We start from the raw sequence: 18,024 nt of genomic DNA, 5'->3' as shown, positions 1-18,024 counted from the left end.
GCACTGCGTTCAAGGGGCGAAGACGTATTCGTTTCTGTTGACGTGGAACATGCCTAGGAAATTGGCCGAAACGCCTTTCGCTTCGTCATCCTGTGGCGGAGCAAGGAGCGAAGCGACGCGGCGCAGACCATAGGATCCATGCCGCGACTCCTGAGCGTTGCCGCGGTGCAGAATTCTGCTCCGCTGCACTCCGTGGCAAAGGTCACGGCATGGATCCCAGGGTCTCCGCGACGGAGCTTCGCTCCTGCTTCGCCCAAGGATGACGAAGTTTGGAGGCGTCGGCCAATCTCGAGCGTCGGCGATGGCCGTTCAAACGAATCCTGGCCAACACGCTGAACCGTTGGGCATAACCGGCCTGGCTACGTCGGGTCTTCGCGATGCAGGTCATGGATGGCCACACCGTCGACATTGGTCGGCATCGTCAGCCACTCACGATGGCGCAAGGTGCGCTGCGTGTCCTCCAACCCTGTCTCCCAATGCTCGCGCATCGAGGTGCCTGAGAACTCATAGTCCTTGGCGTGACCCTCATAGCCTTTGTGCTGATAGATCAGGTGCACGATGTTGACGGTGCCGGCGTCCGAATAGTCCTCGATCAGCGCTTCCTCGGCCGGCGTCCGCAACTCCTTCGGCACCCGTTTCAGTGCATCGAGCAGGCGCATCTTGAGACCGTGGATGCGTTTGAAATTGTCAGTGTTTTGCCGTGTGCGGCTCGAATACATGATGTCCTTATGGCGCGACAGCACGTCCGGCATGCTGCGCGGCAGGACGCCTCGCGCGCTGAACAGGTCGACCTGGAAAACCAGCGAGGAACGGTCCTCTTCCTGGTCGAGCAGATATTGCAGCGGCGTGTTGGAGACGATGCCGCCGTCCCAGTAATATTCGCCTTCGATGCGGATCGACGGGAACGCCGGCGGCAGCGCGCCGCTGGCCATGATGTGCTCCGGTTCGATGCGGACCTTGTCGGTGTCGAAATAGACGAAGTTGCCGGTCCGGACGTTGACCGCGCCGACGCTCAACCGCTTCTTGCCGTCGTTGAGGATGTCGAAGTCGATCAGGCTTTGCAGCGTCTCCTTCAGCTCGGCCGTGTCGTAGAAGCTGGTGGCGCCCTCGGCGCCGGGCTGCTCCATCCAGGGGTTAGGATTGCGCGGCTTGAAGAAGCCCGGCTGCCCCATGACCATGGTCATCCACGAACTGGTGCGATTGCGGATATCACGGTAGATGTCGCCTTCTGGCGTATAGGCCCAGATCTTGCGACCCGAAATCGTCTGCCAGAATTGCTCGAGGCGCTGCAGCCGGCGGCTCGATTCATTGCCGGCGATGATCGCCGCATTGATGGCGCCGATCGACACGCCGGAAAGCCAGCTCGGCTCGCAGCCGGCCTCTGCCAATGCCTGGTACACCCCAGCCTGGTAGGCGCCGAGCGCGCCGCCTCCCTGAAACACCAGCGCGACGCGGTCATACTGCGCCGAGATCTCCGCGATGGTGGCGGTGGCCTCCTTGTTGCGATTGCGTTCGAGCACGGCTTTGGTCTCCGACTTCTGTTTGGGCTCTGAAAGGCTTGTGCAGCTCAGGTGCGGTCGGCGAGATAATCGTGAACCACTTCGCCCAGCCCAAGCGTCAGGTCGGCGGTGAAGTGGACAGCGGACACGATGTCGAGCACCGGCAGCCGCGCCACGTCGGCCATGACGTGCGGCCGCAAATCGAGTGCGGCGGGCGCGGTCCAGGCTTCCTTCAGCGTGATGTCGGTGAGGTGGTAGCGGACCAGTTCGCAGATGCGCGGCGTGCCGTCGACATGCGGGACGATCTTGATCAGGAAATTGGGCGCGGCCAGCGAAGCGAGGACAGAGCCGTGATCGGCTTCCTTGTGCTTGTAGCCCATCGTGCCGGTGGCGCACAGAACGCTGCCATAGTGCAGCGTGCCGACGATGACCTCGCCTTCATGCACGATCTTCGGATTGGCAAGCTTCTTGGGAAAGCCCCACAGTTCGCGGCCGCCGGCGATCGGCGCGTCGTCGTCGAGATACATCGAATGGACGTAGGCGCCGTGCTGGCCCTTGTAGCGCACCGGGATGACCTGGCCGGTCTCGGTGTAGTCGCCGAAACCGGTCGAGTCAGGCATGCGGATGAATTCGTATTTGACCAGCGGCTCGTCGATCTCCAGCGGCTCCGGCACGACAGCCTCTAGCGCCTCGCGCGTCGTGCGGTAGGTGATGATGACGTATTCGCGGTTGAAGAAACGGTACGGCCCGGGCGGAAAGGAGGGGTTGGTCAGCGGCATCGCATAGGCGCGCTTCACGACATCGGCGATCTGCAAGGCTGTAGCCCCATTTTGGTTCAGGAATGACTGCGCGAATGCGCTCCGGATTATGTTGCACGGCACCATGACAGTGCCGTGTCAGCCGCCTGACAGCCGCCCAAGAGGCCTGTCGACGGCCGTCTCAACCCTGTAATCGCACCGACATATGGCTATGGCACTGTCATGGTGCGGCGCACAAAGGCGGCCCCGTTCGTTCCCTCCCACCTCTTGCGAGATCATCATGGGTTTCCTGTCTTCGAAGAACGCCCTCGTCACCGGCTCGACCAGCGGCATCGGCCTGGCCATCGCCCGCGCCTTTGCCGCCGAAGGCGCCAATGTCACCATCAACGGCCTTGGCGATGCGGCTGCCATCGAGCAGGAGCGCACCGGCATCGAGAGGGATTTCGGCGTCAAGTGCCGCTATTCCGGTGCCAACATGATGGATGGCGCGGCGGTCAGCGCCATGGTGCGTGAGGCCGAGGCTGCCTTCGGCAGTCTCGATATCCTGGTCAACAATGCCGGCATCCAGCATGTCGCGCCGATCGAGGAGTTTCCCGATGACAAGTGGGAAGCCATCATCCGCATCAATCTGCTCGCCGCGTTCTACGCCATCAAGGCGGCACTGCCGGGCATGAAGACGCGCAAATGGGGCCGTATCATCAACACCGCCTCGGCGCATGCGCTGGTCGCCTCGCCGTTCAAGTCGGCCTATGTGTCGGCCAAGCACGGCATTGCGGGCCTCACCAAGACGGTAGCGCTCGAAGCAGCGCTCGACGGCGTCACCGTCAATGCGATCGCGCCGGGCTATGTCTGGACGCCGCTGGTCGAAAGGCAGATTCCCGACACGATGAAGGCGCGCGGCATGACCGAGGAACAGGTCAAGCACGATGTGCTGCTCGCCGCCCAGCCGACCAAGGAATTCGTCACCGTCGACGAGCTCGCCGCGCTGACGCTGTTCCTGTGTTCGGACGCGGCCAGGCAGGTCACCGGCACCACCTTGCCGATGGATGGCGGCTGGACGGCACAGTAGAGGGTAATCCAAGCGTTCCGTTTGCCTGCTGGTGCCGCTGGGCGCTGGCAGAAAAGCACCCGGCTATGCCGTGATCTTAATCGATGCGGATGGCGTGGTCGTGCATTTCCATGATTTTCCGATCGACGCGGCGGGTTGCCCGTCTCCGGCAGGCTTCGCGGGACACTGAGCAAGACTTCCCGCGAGGGCCAAGATGCCGCCAGTCGCATGTGCCGGCCTATTGCACGGCAACGCAACAGGCTGCGCCGTTGCTGAGCTGAACGATCCCAACCGATGCCCATCCGCGCACTGACGGCGACTGCGCGGCATCGGGTTTCCCAGCCTCTTTCTCGTCCCGCCGGACTACGGTGAAAGTGTCCAAAAAGCACGGGAATATGGACATTAGTCTTGACAGAAATACAGATGTTCAATACGCGTCAGGCAATCGAACAAGCCTGCATTATGGGAGGAACGAGCGGTATGGCTTCCAATGTTTCGTTGACGGGTCTTGCCCGCGATCTCGAGGAACGCGCAAAGTCGGGCAAGCCTATCCGCATCGGCCTGATCGGCTCGGGCGAGATGGGAACCGACATCGTCACTCGTGTCGCCCATATGTCGGGCATCGAGATCGGCGCCATTTCCGAACTGAACCTGCCGGCTGCCAGCAAGGCCGTCGATATCGCTTTCCAGGAAACCGGGCATGCGCGCGAAGTGTCGAATGCTTCGGCTATGACGTCGGCGATGGAAGCCGGCAAGGTCGCGGTCACCAACGACGCCGACCTTGTCATCAACAATGATCTGATCGACGTCGTCATCGATGCCACCGGGGTTCCCGCCGTTGGCGCCGAGATCGGGCTGCGCGCCATGGAGCATGGCAAGCATCTGGTGATGATGAATGTCGAGGCCGACGTCACCATCGGCGCCTATCTGAAAAGCGAGGCCGACCGGCTCGGCGTCACCTATTCACTGGGCGCCGGCGATGAGCCGTCCTCCTGCATGGAGCTGATCGAGTTCGTCTCGGCCATGGGTCACCCGATCGTTGCCGCCGGCAAGGGCAAGAACAATCCGCTCAACATCGACGCCATTCCCCCGGACTATGAGGAGGAAGCCAAGCGCCGGCACATGAATGTCCGCATGCTGGTCGAATTCGTCGACGGCTCCAAGACTATGGTCGAGATGGCGGCAATCGCCAATGCCACGGGCCTGGTTCCAGACAAGGCTGGCATGCATGGCCCGGCGGCGACGCTTGGCGAACTGTCCAAGGTGCTGGTGCCGCAGAAGGATGGCGGCGTTCTGTCGAAGGTCGGCGTCGTCGACTATTCGATCGGCAAGGGTGTCGCGCCCGGCGTCTTCGTCGTTGCCGACATGTCGCATCCGCGCATCTCCGAGCGCATGGAAGATCTGAAGATGGGCAAAGGCCCGTATTTCACTTTCCATCGTCCCTATCACCTGACCTCGCTCGAAGTGCCGCTGACCTGCGCGCGCGTCGTACTCTACGGCAAGGCCGACATGGTGCCGCTGGCCAAGCCGGTGGCCGAAGTCGCCGCCGTGGCCAAGAAGGACATGAAGCCCGGCGAGAAGCTCGATGCGATCGGCGAATATTGCTACCGCGCCTGGATCATGACGACGCCCGAGGCGCGCGCCGCCAAGGCCATTCCCTGCGGCCTGCTGCAGGGCGGCTCGGTCACCGCGCCGATCAAGAAGGGTGAACTCATAACCTATGCGAATGCAGCGCCCGCGGCGGGCTCCAAGATCGCCGAACTGCGCGCTCGCCAGGACAAGCTCGTCTATGGGACCGTGGGAGCGTGATCATGGCCACAGCCAGCAAAGCCGTCACTAACAGTCGCGCCAATCTGCCCTTCGTCTACCGCCAGTACAGCGCCGAGCAGCTCAAGCAGGTGCTCCACAAGATGTACCTGATCCGCCGCTTCGAAGAGGGCGCGGAGGAGTGCTACACGCGCGGCCTCATCCACGGCACCATGCATTTGTCGATCGGCCAGGAAGCCAGCGCCATGGGCATCTGCATGCCGCTTGCCGAGGATGACCAGATCACCTCGACGCATCGCGGTCACGGCCACTGCATTGCCAAGGGCGCCGAGGTCAAGCGCATGTTCGCCGAGTTCTTCGGCAAGACCACAGGCTACTGCAAGGGCCGTGGCGGCTCGATGCACATCGCCGATGTCGGCAAGGGCAATCTCGGCGCCAATGGCATCGTCGGTGGCGGTATTCCGATCGCCGTCGGGGCGGCATTGTCCTCCAAGATGATGAAGACCGGCAAGGTCGTGGTCTCCTTCTTCGGCGATGGCGCCAACAATGAAGGCGCTTTCCACGAGGCGCTCAACATGGCGGCGGTCTGGAAGCTGCCTGTCATTTTCGTCTGCGAGAACAATGGCTACGGCATGTCGACATCGACAGCCCGCTCGACCGCGGTCAAGAACATCGCCGAGCGCGCCGCCGCCTATTCGATGCCGGGCGTCATCGTCAACGGCAACATCTTCTCCGAGGTCGCCGAGGCGTCTCATCAGGCTGTTGCCCGAGCCCGCGCCGGCGAGGGGCCGACGCTGATCGAGTCCAAGACCTACCGCCATCGCGGCCATTCCAAGAGCGACCGCAACCGCTATCGCACCAAGGAAGAGATCGAGGACTGGATGTCGAACCGCGATCCGATCACCCTGTTCGAAAGCGAGCTCAGGGAATTCGGCTTCATCGACGACAAGGGCATCGAGGCCATTCGCGATGCCGTGGCGCAAGAGATCGCCGAGGGCATCGAGTTCGCCAAGGCGAGCCCTTCGCCCGATATCAGCGAGACGGGAAATTACGTGTATACGGAGCAGGCGTGATGGACGCGATGGTGCGTGAACTGAGCTACGCCCAGGCGATCCAGGAAGCCATGGCGATCGCCATGGACATGGACGAACGCGTTTTCCTGATGGGCGAGGATATCGGCGTCTATGGCGGCGCCTTCCAGGTCACCGGCGACCTGGTCGAACGTTACGGCGCTGACCGCGTCATCGACACGCCGATTTCGGAACTGGGCGGCGCGGGCGTCGCGGTGGGCGCTGCCCTCACCGGCATGCGGCCGATCTTCGAGTTCCAGTTTTCCGATTTCGCCACGCTTGCCATGGAGCAGATCGTCAACCAGGCGGCCAAGATGCGCTTCATGCTGGGCGGCGAGGTTTCGGTTCCCGTGGTGATGCGCTTTCCCGCCGGTTCCGGCACCGGTGCGGCGGCTCAGCACAGCCAGAGCCTCGAAGCCTGGCTCGGCCATGTGCCGGGTCTGAAAGTCATCCAGCCGGCGACCCCCTATGATGCCAAGGGCATGCTTTTGGCGGCGGTCGCCGATCCCGATCCGGTCATGATCTTCGAGCACAAGCTGCTCTACAAGATGAAGGGCCCGGTGCCCGAAGGCTATTACACCGTGCCGATCGGCAAGGCCGATATCCGCCGCGAGGGCCGGGATCTCACCATCGTCGCCACCTCGATCATGGTGCAGAAGGCGCTCGACGCGGCGGCCGTGCTGGAGAGCGAAGGCATCGACGTCGAAGTCGTCGATCTCCGGACCATCCGGCCGATGGACAAGCAGACCGTCATCGACAGCGTCAAGAAGACGTCGCGGCTGCTATGCGTCTACGAAGCGGTCAAGACGCTGGGCATCGGCGCCGAGGTCAGCGCCATGATCGCCGAGAGCGAAGCGTTCGACTATCTCGACGCGCCGATCGTGCGGCTGGGCGGCGCCGAAACGCCGATCCCCTACAATCCGGAACTCGAGAAGGCGACGGTGCCGCAAATTCCGGACATCATCACCGCCGCGCGCGACCTCGTGAAAGGGGTCCGCTAGCCCATGCCGACCGAAGTCATTCTTCCCAAGGTCGACATGGACATGGCGACCGGACAGATCTCGCGCTGGTTTGCCGAGGAGGGCGCGCACGTCAAGAAGGGCGATGTGCTGTTCGAGATCGAGACCGACAAGGCGGCGATGGAAATCGATGCGCCGGCCAGCGGCGTCCTGCGCGATGTCACCGGCAAAGAGGGTGTCGATATTGCGGTCGGCGCTGCCGTGGCGTGGATCTATGCCGACGGTGAGGCCTATGGGGCTGATGCTGCTGCGGCCAAGCAGGACAAGGCGCCAATCTCCCCACCCGTGGGGGAGATGTCGACGAAGTCGACAGAGGGGGGCGCTGTCGCGCCAACGTCTCATTCTGTCACTCACCCCTCTGCCCTGCCCTCTTTGCCGCCACTTGGCATCTCCCCCACAAGGGGGGAGATCGGCCAATCGCCATCGGCCGGCCGTGCAACACCGCTTGCCCGACGCCTGGCCCGTGAGGCCGGCCTGAACCTCTCGACCGTATCTGGCACCGGCCCGTATGGCCGGGTGGTGAGGGCCGATGTCGACGCGGCCATTGCCGGTGGCGGCGCAAAGCCTGCCGCCAGGGCAGCGCCCGCTGGCGCACCAGTGGCTCCGGCTGCCGCTGCCCCTGCGGTGAAGGCGATGTCGGACGATCAGGTGCTGAAACTGTTCGAACAGGGCTCCTACGACCTCGTCCCGCATGACAATATGCGCAAGACCATTGCGCGCCGCCTGGTCGAGGCCAAGACCACCATTCCGCATTTCTACCTGACGCTCGACTGCGAGCTCGATGCGCTGCTGGCGCTGCGCACGCAGATCAATGCGGCAGCCCCGGTGAAGAAGACCGACAAGGGTGATGCTCCGGCCTACAAGCTGTCGGTCAACGATATGGTGATCAAGGCGATGGCGATGGCGCTGAAGGCGGTGCCCGATGCCAATGCCTCGTGGACCGAAAGCGCCATGGTCAAGCACAGGCACGCCGATGTCGGCGTTGCCGTGTCGATCCCCGGCGGGCTGATCACACCGATCATCCGCAAAGCCGACGAAAAGACGCTGTCCACCATCTCCAACGAGATGAAGGATCTGGCCAGTCGCGCGCGCAGCCGCAAGCTGAAGCCGGAAGAGTATCAGGGCGGCACCACGGCGGTGTCCAATCTCGGCATGTTCGGCATCAAGGATTTTGCCGCGGTCATCAACCCGCCGCACGCGACCATCCTGGCGGTCGGCGCCGGCGAGGAGCGGGCGGTGGTCAAGAACGGCGAGATCAGAATAGCCACCGTGATGTCGGTGACGCTGTCGACCGACCACCGCGCCGTGGACGGTGCGCTGGGTGCCGAACTGCTGGTCGCCTTCAAGAACCTCCTTGAAAATCCGATGGGCCTGCTGGTCTGATCCACCAAGCAGAAGCCGGCGCCGACTGATGCGCCGGCTTGCGACAGAAACGACTTGTCAGGCGCTGACCCTTGACCCATGTTCTATCTGGATTGCGATCCAGGGAGGCCAAATATGCCTGCATTCGACCCATCTGACGTCAAAACCCTGTTCGGCAAGGTCATGGGTGCGTCGCCATCCGACATCAAGCTGGTGGCGCAGCGCCTGCACGACCACGCCTTCGAGCCTCGCATGTCGGCGGAGGAGACCAGGCAGCTCGTCACCAGCCTCGGCTATGACAGTCTGGACGCGTTCTGCGCCGACATCGGTCTGCCCACGCATATCGCCGAGCGGTGGAGCCGTTTTGGTGTTTCCGGCGAGATGAAGCAGGTGTTCACACTGTTGGCGGCGCAGCGCAAGCGGGTGGCCGAGGCGATCGCCGAATTCGAATCCATGACCCATGTCGGCGTCGAGGATTTTTTGCGCGAGCGCGGGCTCATCTAACCGCCCTTGGCAAGCAGCGCCGTGGCGGTGTCGCTGTCAGTGATCAGCACATTGGTGTCGACTGCTTTCAGTGCGGCGAGGATCGCCGCGACCTTGCGCTTGCCGCCCGCGGCGAGAACCACATTCGGCACCTTGCCGACCACATCGAGATCGATGGCCATGACACGCCCGTTGACCTCGTGGTCCACCAAACGGCCATTGGCATCGACGAAATAGCACAGCATGTTGGCGACCGCGCCCTTCGCTTTCAACGGAGCGATCAGCGATGACGGAACGATGCCATGCCGGAAGATGGTGGCGTCGGGCGACATGTCGCCGACGGTGAGCAGCGCGATGTCGGCGGCGGCCGCGCGTTGGCGTACATCCTGCAGGGTCGGCTGCGCCCAGAGGAGATCGCGCAGCGAGGAATTGTCGACCGTGACCGGCGCGGTGATCTGGTAGCTGTCGACCTCGAAGACATCGGCTACCTTGGCGGCAACGATGGACGGATTGATCCATTGCGAGTGCGGCAGGCTGCCGACGAGCGCCACCACACAGGCACGCTTCAGCTGCCGGCGGGCAAGGAAGCCGAGGCTGGCATGCAGGGTCGCGCCGCCACCGATGGCGAGCGTCATGCCGTCCTGCATCTGCTCGCCGAGATAGGCCGCGACGGCATGGCCGATGGCTTTCTCCAGATGGTCATGCGCCGAAGGCGTCGGGATGACGACGGCGGCATTCAGACCCCAGCGCTTTTCCAGTCCCCGCTCGAGCGCCACCTGCCCGGCGGTCGGCGCGTTGATCATGGTGACGACAATGCCCTCGGCGGTGCAGGAGGCCAGCGTACGCATGACCTTCACCCTGGAGACATCGAGCTTTTCGGCAATCTGTTCCTGGGTAAAACCTTCGACATAGTAGAGCCATGCCGTCTTGACGGTAAGGTCCGACGAGACCATCGGCAGGCGAGCCTGTCTGGGTTTTTCTGTGGTCATCGGTTCCTGTCCCTCATGAGCCGTGGCCTGACCGGTGCTCATCAAGGAAATACCGGCCGGATGTCAACTGATGCCGGATCTGCGGCGTGTCGATTGTCGCACATTTCTGTTCATTTGTAATTGACATCGTACATATGAACATATTTTGTGGGTTTCACGCGCTGTGTCATCCACCAGTCATATGCGCCGTGCAGGGAGGAAGAGACGGGGAGCCGGCCAGAGCCGGACCGGTCATGCACAGAAAGACAGGAGGTCTCATTGAAGACGCACTTCATCAAGCTGCTGGCCAGCCAGCTGGCGCTCGCAGCAACTTTGTTTGCCGGCGTGGCAAACGCCGAAACACTGACGCTCTACACGTCCCAGCCGGAAGCCGACGCGGCCAAGACCGTGGATGCCTTCAAGAAGGCGCAGCCGGGTATCGATGTGAATATCTATCGCTCCGGAACGAGCGACATCCTGACCAAGATGGCGGCCGAGTTTGCCGCCGGCAGCCCGCAGCCCGACGTGCTTCTGATCGCCGATGCGGTCTCGATGGAGCTGTTGAAGAAGGACGACCGGCTACTGCCCTATCCCGAGGCAAAGCTCGATGGCATCGAAGCGGATGCCTATGACGCCGACAAGACCTATTTCGGCAGCAAGCTGATCACCACCGGCATCGTTTACAACACCGCTGCGACCGAGAAGCCGCAGCATTGGGCCGATCTTGCCAAGCCCGCCTATGCCGATGGCCTGGTCATGCCGAGCCCGCTCTATTCGGGTGCCGCCGCCTACCTGCTTTCGGGCTTCGTCGGCGACGCCAATTATGGCTGGGATTTCTTCCAGAAGCTGAAGACCAACAACACCGTCAGCGTGCGCGGCAATGGTGCGGTGCTGAAGTCGGTGGCATCGGGCGAAAAGCCCTATGGCATCCTGGTCGACTTCATGGCGATGAACGCCAAGAAGAAGGGTTCCCCGGTCGAGTTCGTGTTCCCCTCGGAAGGTGTGCCGGCAGTGACCGAACCGGTCGCCATCATGAAGACTGCCAGGAATGTCGACGGCGCCAAGAAGTTCGTCGACTTCATTCTTTCCGATGACGGCCAGAAGCTTGCGCTTTCGATGGGCTATCTGCCGGCGCGCGCCTCGGTCGGCCGCCCCGAATGGCTGCCGGAAGGCGTCCAGGTCAAGGTGATGCCGTTCGACACCAAGGCAATCGTCGCCAAAACCGACGCCGACAAGGCGAAGTTCTCGGAACTGTTCGGCGGCTGAGCCGGCAATCCAGTCAGGGGTGCCGTCCCAGCGGTATCCCTGACGGGCAAAACCCCGATCGCCTCGGCTGATCGACCCCAGGAAACGCAATCATGTCAACACGGATCAGGGAAAGCCGGGGCCAGGAAATGGTCCTGACGGCGGCGGTAGCCATCGTCATCGTCCTGCTTTCCCTGCTGCCGATGCTGCGCCTGATCAAGGAGATCGTGGCGCCCGGCGGCACGCTGTCGACCGTCGCGATAAAGGCGGGGCTCGCCAGTCCGGCGACCTGGATCGCCACCTGGCACACACTGGTCGTCGGTATCGGCGGCACCCTGCTTGCGGTGCTGTCTGGAACGCTGGTGGCCGTCCTCGTCACTCTGACCGATATCCGCGCTCGCAGCGCCATGGTGCTCTGTTACGTCATGCCCTTGATGATCGCGCCGCAGGTGACGGCGCTGGCCTGGCTGCAATTGTTCGGCCCGGCAAGCCCGTTCCTCAAGCTGTTTGGGGCGGCACCGCCGCTCGGTACCAGGAACCCGCTCTATTCGACATCGGGCATCATCCTGCTGCTCGGCGTGCAGTATGGCCCGCTGGTTTTCCTGTTGGTGCGCGCCGGGCTGCGCAAGCTGCCGCGCGAGCTGGTCGAAGCCGCGCGGGCGGGCGGCGCCGGCTGGTTCACCGTGCTGGTCACCATCGTGCTGCCCTTGATGACGCCGTCGATCATGGCGGCCGCTGCTCTCGCCTTCGTCTCATGCGTCGGCAATTTCGGCATTCCGGCCTTTCTCGGCATTCCCGCCAACTATCTCGTGCTGCCGACGCTGATCTATCAGAAGCTGGCCGGCGGCGGCCCCGCCGTGCTCGGCGAAACCGCGTTCCTGTCGGTGCTGATCGGCATTATCGCCATGGCGGGCATCCTTGCCCAGGAGATCATGAGCCGCCGCCGCGACTATCGCATCAGCTCCACGTCGCTTCAGGCCGAGCCCTATGAGCTCGGCCGCTGGCGGCCCGCCGTGCACGCCGGCATGTGGCTGCTGATCATCGTGGTGCTGGTCCTGCCGCTGTTCGGGCTGGTTCTGACATCGCTGGTGCCGGGCTACGGCATTGCGCTCACCGCCAAGACGGCGACGCTCGACAATTATCGCTTCGTGCTGTTCGAGCATGATGCCGCCAGTAGGGCTTTCTTCAACAGCTTCTGGCTGTCGATCGCGGCGGCCTTCTTCGCGGTCCTCGTCGCCGTGCCGATCGGCTATCTGATCGCCTGGGGCAAGCAGCGCTGGGTGCGGCTGCTCAATCTGTCGGTCGAACTGCCCTATGCCTTGCCCGGCGTGGTGCTGGCGATCGCCTCGCTGCTCATGTTCCTGCGGCCGATCCCGCTCACCGGCATCCAGCTCTACAACACCGTCTGGATCATCCTCTACGCCTATCTCGCCCGCTTCCTGGTGCTGGCGCTGCGGCCAACCATCAGCGGCTATCACCAGATCGACCGGGCGCTGGAGGAGGCGGCGCAAGTGGCCGGCGCCGGGCTGTTCACGCGCATGCGCACGATCATCTTTCCGCTGGTGGCACCGGCGGCGATCGCCGGCGGGCTACTGATCTTCATGACGGCGCTCAGCGAACTCACCGTCTCGGCGCTGCTGTGGTCGTCCGGGTCGGAGACGATCGGTGTCGTGATGTTTTCCTTCGAGCAGGGCGGCGATTCCAACTATGCGGCGGCGATGTCCGTCATCACTGTGGCGGTCACTTTCCTGTTGATGCTGGTGACCAATCTGCTTGCCCCCTACCTTCCGACCGGAGTGCTGCCATGGCGCGATTGAGCCTGGACAATGTGACCAAGAGCTTCGCCAATTTCGATGCCGTCAAGGACGTATCGATCGATGTCGGCGACGGCGAGTTCCTGGCAGTGCTCGGGCCGTCCGGCTGCGGCAAGACCACGCTGCTGCGGCTCGTTGCCGGATTCGAGAGGGTGACGTCAGGCGAGATCCGTATCGGCAGCGAGGTCGTGTCGGGCAAGGGCGGCAGCGTCGCGCCGGAAAAGCGGCGCGTCGGCATCGTCTTCCAGAACTACGCGCTGTGGCCGCACATGACGGTCGCCGAAAACATCGGCTATTCGCTGAAGGTGGCGAAGCTCGACAAGGCCGTCGCCCGCCGGAAGGTTGAAGACGCACTCGCCCTGGTCAATCTGCAAGGGCTGGGCGAGCGTCGGCCGGCCAATCTGTCCGGCGGCCAACGCCAGCGCGTGGCATTGGCGCGCTGCCTTGTCGCCGCGCCCTCGTTGGTTCTGTTCGACGAGCCGCTGGCCAATCTCGACGTGCATCTGAGGGCTTCGATGGAGGACGAGTTCGCGTCCTTCCACAAGCGCACGGGCACGACGATCGTCTACATCACCCATGACCAGGCCGAGGCGATGGCGCTGGCCGATCGGATCGCGGTGATGGATGGCGGGCGTCTTGCCCAGCTGGCGACGCCACGCGAACTCTATCATGAGCCGGCAAATGAAATGGTGGCTTCCTTCATTTCGCAGGGCATTTTGCTGCCTGCGGATGTGTTGAGCGCGGAAGAAAGAGGGCACTGCAAGGTCCGCGTTCTCGGCGCGGAACTGGTTGTCCGCTGCCGGCCAGGCGAGCGGCCGCGAACCGGGGCAAAGGTCTGCTGCCGGTCGGCCGATCTCGACGTATCGCCGGATGGCCCCGGCTTCGATGGCCTGGTCAAGCGGGTGATCTACCAGGGTGGCTCGGCGCGCATCGAATTCACGCCTTGGACCAATCCCGACCTCACCTTGCATTTCGAACAGCCCGATCCGGTCGCGCTGGAGAGCGGAGCCCAGGCACGCCTGCGGATACGCTCCGGCTGGCTGATCCCGGCGGCGGGGGCGGCATCGTGATGATGCTCGACCTGCTCGGCGGCTTTGGCGAAAAGGGCCGCACCAGCCTTGCTGTCAGCAGCGGCAAGGATCGCATCCTGCTCGACGTCGGCATCAAGGTCGGCGCCTCGGGGGCGGACTACTATCCGGCGCTGAACGGCTCGGTCGCCGACATCGATGCGCTGTTCGTCTCGCATGCCCATGAGGATCATATCGGCGCGCTGAGCTGGCTGCTGTCGCGCGGCTATGCCGGCCCGATCTTCATGACGGCCGAGACCCGCGACGAGGCGCCTGCCACGCTCGCGGGCTATGCTGAGCCCGAGGATTTCAGGCGGTTTCCTTTTCCCGAAGATCGCATCGAATTGTTCGAACCCGGCGACACGTTGAACAGCGGCAATCTTACGATCTGGACGGGACGCTCCGGACATGTCGTGGGCGGCGTGTGGTTTGCCGTCGACGATGGCGAGAGCCGCGTCGCCTATTCCGCCGATGTGGTGCCGGACAGCAATGTCTTCGTCATGGACACGATCCCGCACTGCGACCTGCTTGTCCTCGATGCTTCCTATGGCGCCGATCCGGTGCCGGGGGCGGCGCGGGCGCTCGAAATCTCGCAATGGGTTGCGAGGCATTCGGACGGGTGTCTTTTGCCGACGCCGCTCTCTGGTCGCTCGCTGGAGCTGATCGCGGCCTTGCCAGGGCCGTTCGCCATCCATGCCGGCATGCGCTCGTCCCTGGAAGCGCAGATCGGCGCCACGGCAGCCCTGTTGCCGGGCGTTTCAACGTTGCTGCGCCGCCGCTTGCAAGACGCAGCCGACTGGACCGATGCCGATCCCCTGCCGTCCATGCCGCTGCTGGCGGATGACGGCATGGGTGAAGCCGGCCCATCGTCGCGCCTCTTGCCGCGTGCCGACCATGCCGGTTTTCCGGTGCTGCTTACCGGGCATCTGCCGTCAGGTTCGCCGGGCGATGTGTTGCACAAGGCCGGCCGGGCGGACTGGGTACGCATGCCGACCCATCCGACGCTGTCGGGCAATGTCGATATCTGGGAGAAGGCCGGCCGTCCCGCGGCACTCGGCCATTCCTGCACGCCGGATCTTCTCGGCGACCTGCAAACCCACATCCCGTCGCTGCGCACGCAATGCCGCACCGGCCAGCGCATAGTGGTGTCGGAGGCAAGAAAACGATGAGAATTCTGATCTGCAACGATGACGGCATCGAAGCGCCGGGGCTTGCCCGTCTGGTCAATGCGGCAAGCGCGTTGTGCGACGATGTCTGGGTGGTCGCGCCCGACGGCAAGCGCACCGCCGCCGGCTCGTCATTGACGATTGCCAGGCCGTTGACCATGCGGCGCCTCAAACCGAACTGGTACGCCTGTTCCGGCACCCCGGCCGATTGCGTGGTAAGCGCCATGACCTGGTTGTTCGCCGATACAAAGAAGCCAGATCTGGTGCTGTCGGGTGTCAACGATGGCCGCAACGTTGCCGAGGACCTTGCCTATTCCGGCACGCTCGGCATTGCGCGAGAGGCCACTTTCTGGGGCGTTCCGGCCATTGGCTTCTCACGCGTGAAAAATCCTGATTTCACCGATGGCGACGACCAATGGCTTGGCGCGCTGATCGTGTCCCTGTGGCAATCGCGCGCCGACTGGGCCGCTGAGGGTCATTGGCTGAGCATCAACCTGCCGACCTCGCTGCCGGCCGAAATCCGCCAGCCGCGCATCGGTCGCGACAAGATCGCCCGCAAGGCCGAGATCGTGGAGAGCGACGGCGACCGCACGGTCATCACCGTGCCGCGCGGGCGGGCTCACGACAGCCAGCCGGGCGACGAGAACGACGCGATCGATGCCGGCTTCATCAGCATCAACCGGCTGAACTGGCTTGGCGAGACGCGGCTGGACGAACGGTTTCTGGACGGGATCCCGCGCCAGCGGCAAACTGGCTGACCTGAGGTCTGCGCGTCGTCATCCGATCACCAACCTGTCAGCGGTTAAATCAAGCCAATCCACTACCTCTGCTTGAAGCCGCCGCTATTTCATTCCACATCGGTGCGGATGAAGGGCGAAACAGGAGAACGGCGGCGGCATCTGCTGTGGGCTTTGCCCGCATCGCTGATCCTGCATGCGCTCATCGCAGCGTTTCTGATCTATGGCCTGCCGAGACCCGAGCAGCAGCCGGTTCAGCAGGAACAGCCCGTCAATGTCGCGATCGTGCCGCCGCCCGAGAAGCCCAAGCCGAAACCTGCTCCAAAGCCGCCGGAACCGACACCTGAAAAGAAGGCTGAAAAGCCGCCTGAACAAAAGCCGCCGCCGCCGAAACCGCCAGACGACCAGGTTCTGAAGCGCGTTTTCCAGTACGGCCAGAAAGATACCGGGCCGGAGAAATCGCTCGACGGAAGCAGCGCTAAACCCAACACGCCGTCGCCGGCCAAGGATGAGGCTGCAAAGCCGCCTGTCGCGCCGACACCCGCGCCGACGGAGCCCGCCCCGGCTGCAACGCCACAGCAGAAGGCAGACCCCAGCAAGCCTGACGAGAAGCCGGCCACCGTTGCGCCGGACGAAAAGCCCGCGCAAGGCGAGGAAAAGCAGGCGACCGAGGACACCGACAAACAGCAGCCGGACAAACAAGAACTCGCACCGCAACCTGACGAAAAGCAAGCCGTCGTGACGCCAAGGCCATTGACGGCTGAGACCGGTGACAAGCCGGCGCCTCCAGCTTCGACTGGAAAGGCAAAGTCCAAACCTGCCAAGACAATGACGTTCAAACCCGCAAGAGCTTTCAAAGCGCCGATCGGGAATGCTGGAAGGTCAAATCCCACCAACAACGACGTTGCAGGATCACCAATCTATTCCGGCCTTCCGGGCGTCAGAAAGCTTTACTCGCAAGGGGCAACCGGCAATGCGTTCGCTACAAGCTCCATGGAGAATGTGCCGCGCGGTCAGCGGGTAGCCACCCTTTGCGGCAACGTTCTGAGCCGGGAACTGCAAAGTGCCGACTATACGGTCAAATGGGTGCCAACCATTGCGCTGGACAAAGGCAATGTTCTCAATCCTCCGCAGGCCGCCTTCAGCACCAGAAACGCTTGGTACAACCTAAATTTCCGATGCGAAGTCGACGCCGATGCGACGAGGGTCCTGTCCTTCAACTTCCGTGTGGGCTCACTCGTGCCGCCTGGCGAATGGGCCAGCCGTGGATTCACAAAGTATCGTCTAAACTAGGCCGGCACACCAAACCTAGCCAATTGCCGGCTAACTTCTTGCCAGTCGGCGCAGACGAAATCGGCACCGGCAGCCGTCAGCCGCGCGGCGTGCTCGGCATAGGTATGGCCGCCGCCGGTGTAGCCGATCGCCGTCATGCCGGCGGCGATCGCGCCCTGGATGCCGAAGGGCGAGTCCTCGATGACGATGCAGTCAACGGGATTGGCGCCGATCTTGTCCGCCGCGAAGAGGAAGATGTCCGGCGCGGGTTTGCCGTTCTTGACCATCGAGGAACTGTAGATCGCATCGCCGAAGAAACGCGCCAGCCCGGTCACCGCAAGGCTGTGGTTTATGCGCTCGACGGAGGAGGACGAGGCGACACAGCGGTCGCCTGCAAGCGCCTCCAGAAAGGCAGTGATTCCCGGTGTCGGCTTCAATTCCTGCGAGAACAGCACCTTGGTCTCGGCCCAGATGTCGCCGTCCGCCGCCGCCGGAAACTGGTGGCCGGTCAAATCTTTGATCCTGGCGATGATATCGGACTGCTTCATGCCGATGCATTGGGCGATGATGCTGGTGTTGACGCCGGGCATGCCGTGCTTTTCGTAGACGCGCTCATAGGCGCGGGCGGCCAGAGGCTCGCTGTCGACAAGAACGCCGTCGCAATCGAAAATAATAGGCCTTGGTCGCGCCACGCGTTTCCCTCTCGAGTCAATTTTCGCACATCGCTATCGGCAAAAAGTCAAATGTTC

Annotated in this window: 16 protein-coding genes; 12 read left to right on the top strand and 4 right to left on the bottom strand. The window is 63.2% G+C overall.

The window, feature by feature from the left end; translation table 11 throughout:
• Positions 1 to 359: 359 nt before the first annotated feature.
• Together A4R29_RS26195 and A4R29_RS26190 are read right to left on the bottom strand one after the other, a co-directional pair.
• Positions 360 to 1,520: a patatin-like phospholipase family protein gene (locus tag A4R29_RS26195; RefSeq protein WP_024503027.1), complete on the bottom strand. Its 1,161-nt coding sequence runs from the start codon at positions 1,518 to 1,520 to the stop codon at positions 360 to 362.
• A gap of 47 nt (positions 1,521 to 1,567) precedes the next feature.
• The gene (locus A4R29_RS26190) at positions 1,568 to 2,314 is read right to left on the bottom strand and encodes an acetoacetate decarboxylase (protein WP_027163143.1); all 747 of its coding nucleotides are present in this window, start codon (positions 2,312 to 2,314) and stop codon (positions 1,568 to 1,570) included.
• A 223-nt stretch (positions 2,315 to 2,537) separates the two neighbouring features.
• Between A4R29_RS26190 and A4R29_RS26185 the strand changes: the two genes are divergently transcribed.
• The 6 genes from A4R29_RS26185 (at position 2,538) to A4R29_RS26160 (ending at position 9,027) form a co-directional block, all read left to right on the top strand.
• A complete protein-coding gene (locus A4R29_RS26185; protein ID WP_027163142.1) occupies positions 2,538 to 3,326 on the top strand; it encodes a 3-hydroxybutyrate dehydrogenase in 789 nt (262 codons plus the stop codon).
• Between the two features lie 459 nt (positions 3,327 to 3,785).
• Entirely contained in the window at positions 3,786 to 5,114 is a 1,329-nt protein-coding gene (locus A4R29_RS26180; RefSeq protein WP_024503031.1) for an NAD(P)H-dependent oxidoreductase, read from the top strand.
• Between the two features lie 2 nt (positions 5,115 to 5,116).
• Complete coding sequence (locus A4R29_RS26175) at positions 5,117 to 6,145, top strand: thiamine pyrophosphate-dependent dehydrogenase E1 component subunit alpha (protein WP_027163141.1); 1,029 nt, start codon at positions 5,117 to 5,119, stop codon at positions 6,143 to 6,145.
• A complete protein-coding gene (locus A4R29_RS26170; protein WP_027163140.1) occupies positions 6,145 to 7,143 on the top strand; it encodes an alpha-ketoacid dehydrogenase subunit beta in 999 nt (332 codons plus the stop codon). The genes A4R29_RS26175 and A4R29_RS26170 overlap by 1 nt, the downstream gene beginning before the upstream one ends.
• A gap of 3 nt (positions 7,144 to 7,146) precedes the next feature.
• Positions 7,147 to 8,544, top strand: a complete 1,398-nt coding sequence (locus tag A4R29_RS26165) for a pyruvate dehydrogenase complex dihydrolipoamide acetyltransferase (RefSeq protein ID WP_063173185.1) — start codon at positions 7,147 to 7,149, stop codon at positions 8,542 to 8,544.
• A 114-nt stretch (positions 8,545 to 8,658) separates the two neighbouring features.
• Positions 8,659 to 9,027, top strand: a complete 369-nt coding sequence (locus A4R29_RS26160; protein WP_027162948.1) for a hypothetical protein — start codon at positions 8,659 to 8,661, stop codon at positions 9,025 to 9,027.
• On the opposite strand, the gene A4R29_RS26155 is transcribed toward A4R29_RS26160, so the two are convergent.
• Complete coding sequence (locus tag A4R29_RS26155) at positions 9,024 to 9,995, bottom strand: sugar-binding transcriptional regulator (protein WP_027162947.1); 972 nt, start codon at positions 9,993 to 9,995, stop codon at positions 9,024 to 9,026. The genes A4R29_RS26160 and A4R29_RS26155 overlap by 4 nt on opposite strands.
• Positions 9,996 to 10,253: 258 nt before the next feature.
• On the opposite strand from A4R29_RS26155, the gene A4R29_RS26150 reads away from it, so the two are divergent.
• The 6 genes from A4R29_RS26150 (at position 10,254) to A4R29_RS26125 (ending at position 17,296) form a co-directional block, all read left to right on the top strand.
• The gene (locus A4R29_RS26150) at positions 10,254 to 11,240 is read left to right on the top strand and encodes an ABC transporter substrate-binding protein (RefSeq protein ID WP_013529319.1); all 987 of its coding nucleotides are present in this window, start codon (positions 10,254 to 10,256) and stop codon (positions 11,238 to 11,240) included.
• 92 nt (positions 11,241 to 11,332) lie between these two features.
• Positions 11,333 to 13,036: an ABC transporter permease gene (locus tag A4R29_RS26145; protein WP_063173184.1), complete on the top strand. Its 1,704-nt coding sequence runs from the start codon at positions 11,333 to 11,335 to the stop codon at positions 13,034 to 13,036.
• A complete protein-coding gene (locus A4R29_RS26140; RefSeq protein WP_063173183.1) occupies positions 13,024 to 14,103 on the top strand; it encodes an ABC transporter ATP-binding protein in 1,080 nt (359 codons plus the stop codon). Before A4R29_RS26145 ends, A4R29_RS26140 begins: the two co-directional genes overlap by 13 nt.
• Positions 14,103 to 15,269, top strand: coding sequence for an MBL fold metallo-hydrolase (locus A4R29_RS26135; RefSeq protein ID WP_063173182.1), 1,167 nt, complete (start codon positions 14,103 to 14,105; stop codon positions 15,267 to 15,269). Before A4R29_RS26140 ends, A4R29_RS26135 begins: the two co-directional genes overlap by 1 nt.
• Positions 15,266 to 16,024, top strand: a complete 759-nt coding sequence (locus tag A4R29_RS26130; protein WP_024503713.1) for a 5'/3'-nucleotidase SurE — start codon at positions 15,266 to 15,268, stop codon at positions 16,022 to 16,024. The genes A4R29_RS26135 and A4R29_RS26130 overlap by 4 nt, the downstream gene beginning before the upstream one ends.
• Positions 16,025 to 16,132: 108 nt before the next feature.
• Positions 16,133 to 17,296 carry a DUF930 domain-containing protein gene (locus A4R29_RS26125; protein ID WP_063173181.1) on the top strand — a complete coding sequence of 388 codons (1,164 nt, stop codon included), beginning with the start codon at positions 16,133 to 16,135 and terminating at the stop codon, positions 17,294 to 17,296.
• On the opposite strand, the gene A4R29_RS26120 is transcribed toward A4R29_RS26125, so the two are convergent.
• Entirely contained in the window at positions 17,293 to 17,967 is a 675-nt protein-coding gene (locus A4R29_RS26120) for an HAD family hydrolase (RefSeq protein WP_013529325.1), read from the bottom strand. The genes A4R29_RS26125 and A4R29_RS26120 overlap by 4 nt on opposite strands.
• Positions 17,968 to 18,024 lie beyond the last annotated feature (57 nt).

Origin of the sequence: Mesorhizobium ciceri biovar biserrulae (genome assembly GCF_001618845.1) — a bacterium.
Lineage (GTDB): Bacteria > Pseudomonadota > Alphaproteobacteria > Rhizobiales > Rhizobiaceae > Mesorhizobium > Mesorhizobium ciceri.
The sequence above is the reverse complement of the archived record's forward strand: the minus strand, read 5'-3'. Positions and strand labels throughout refer to the sequence as shown.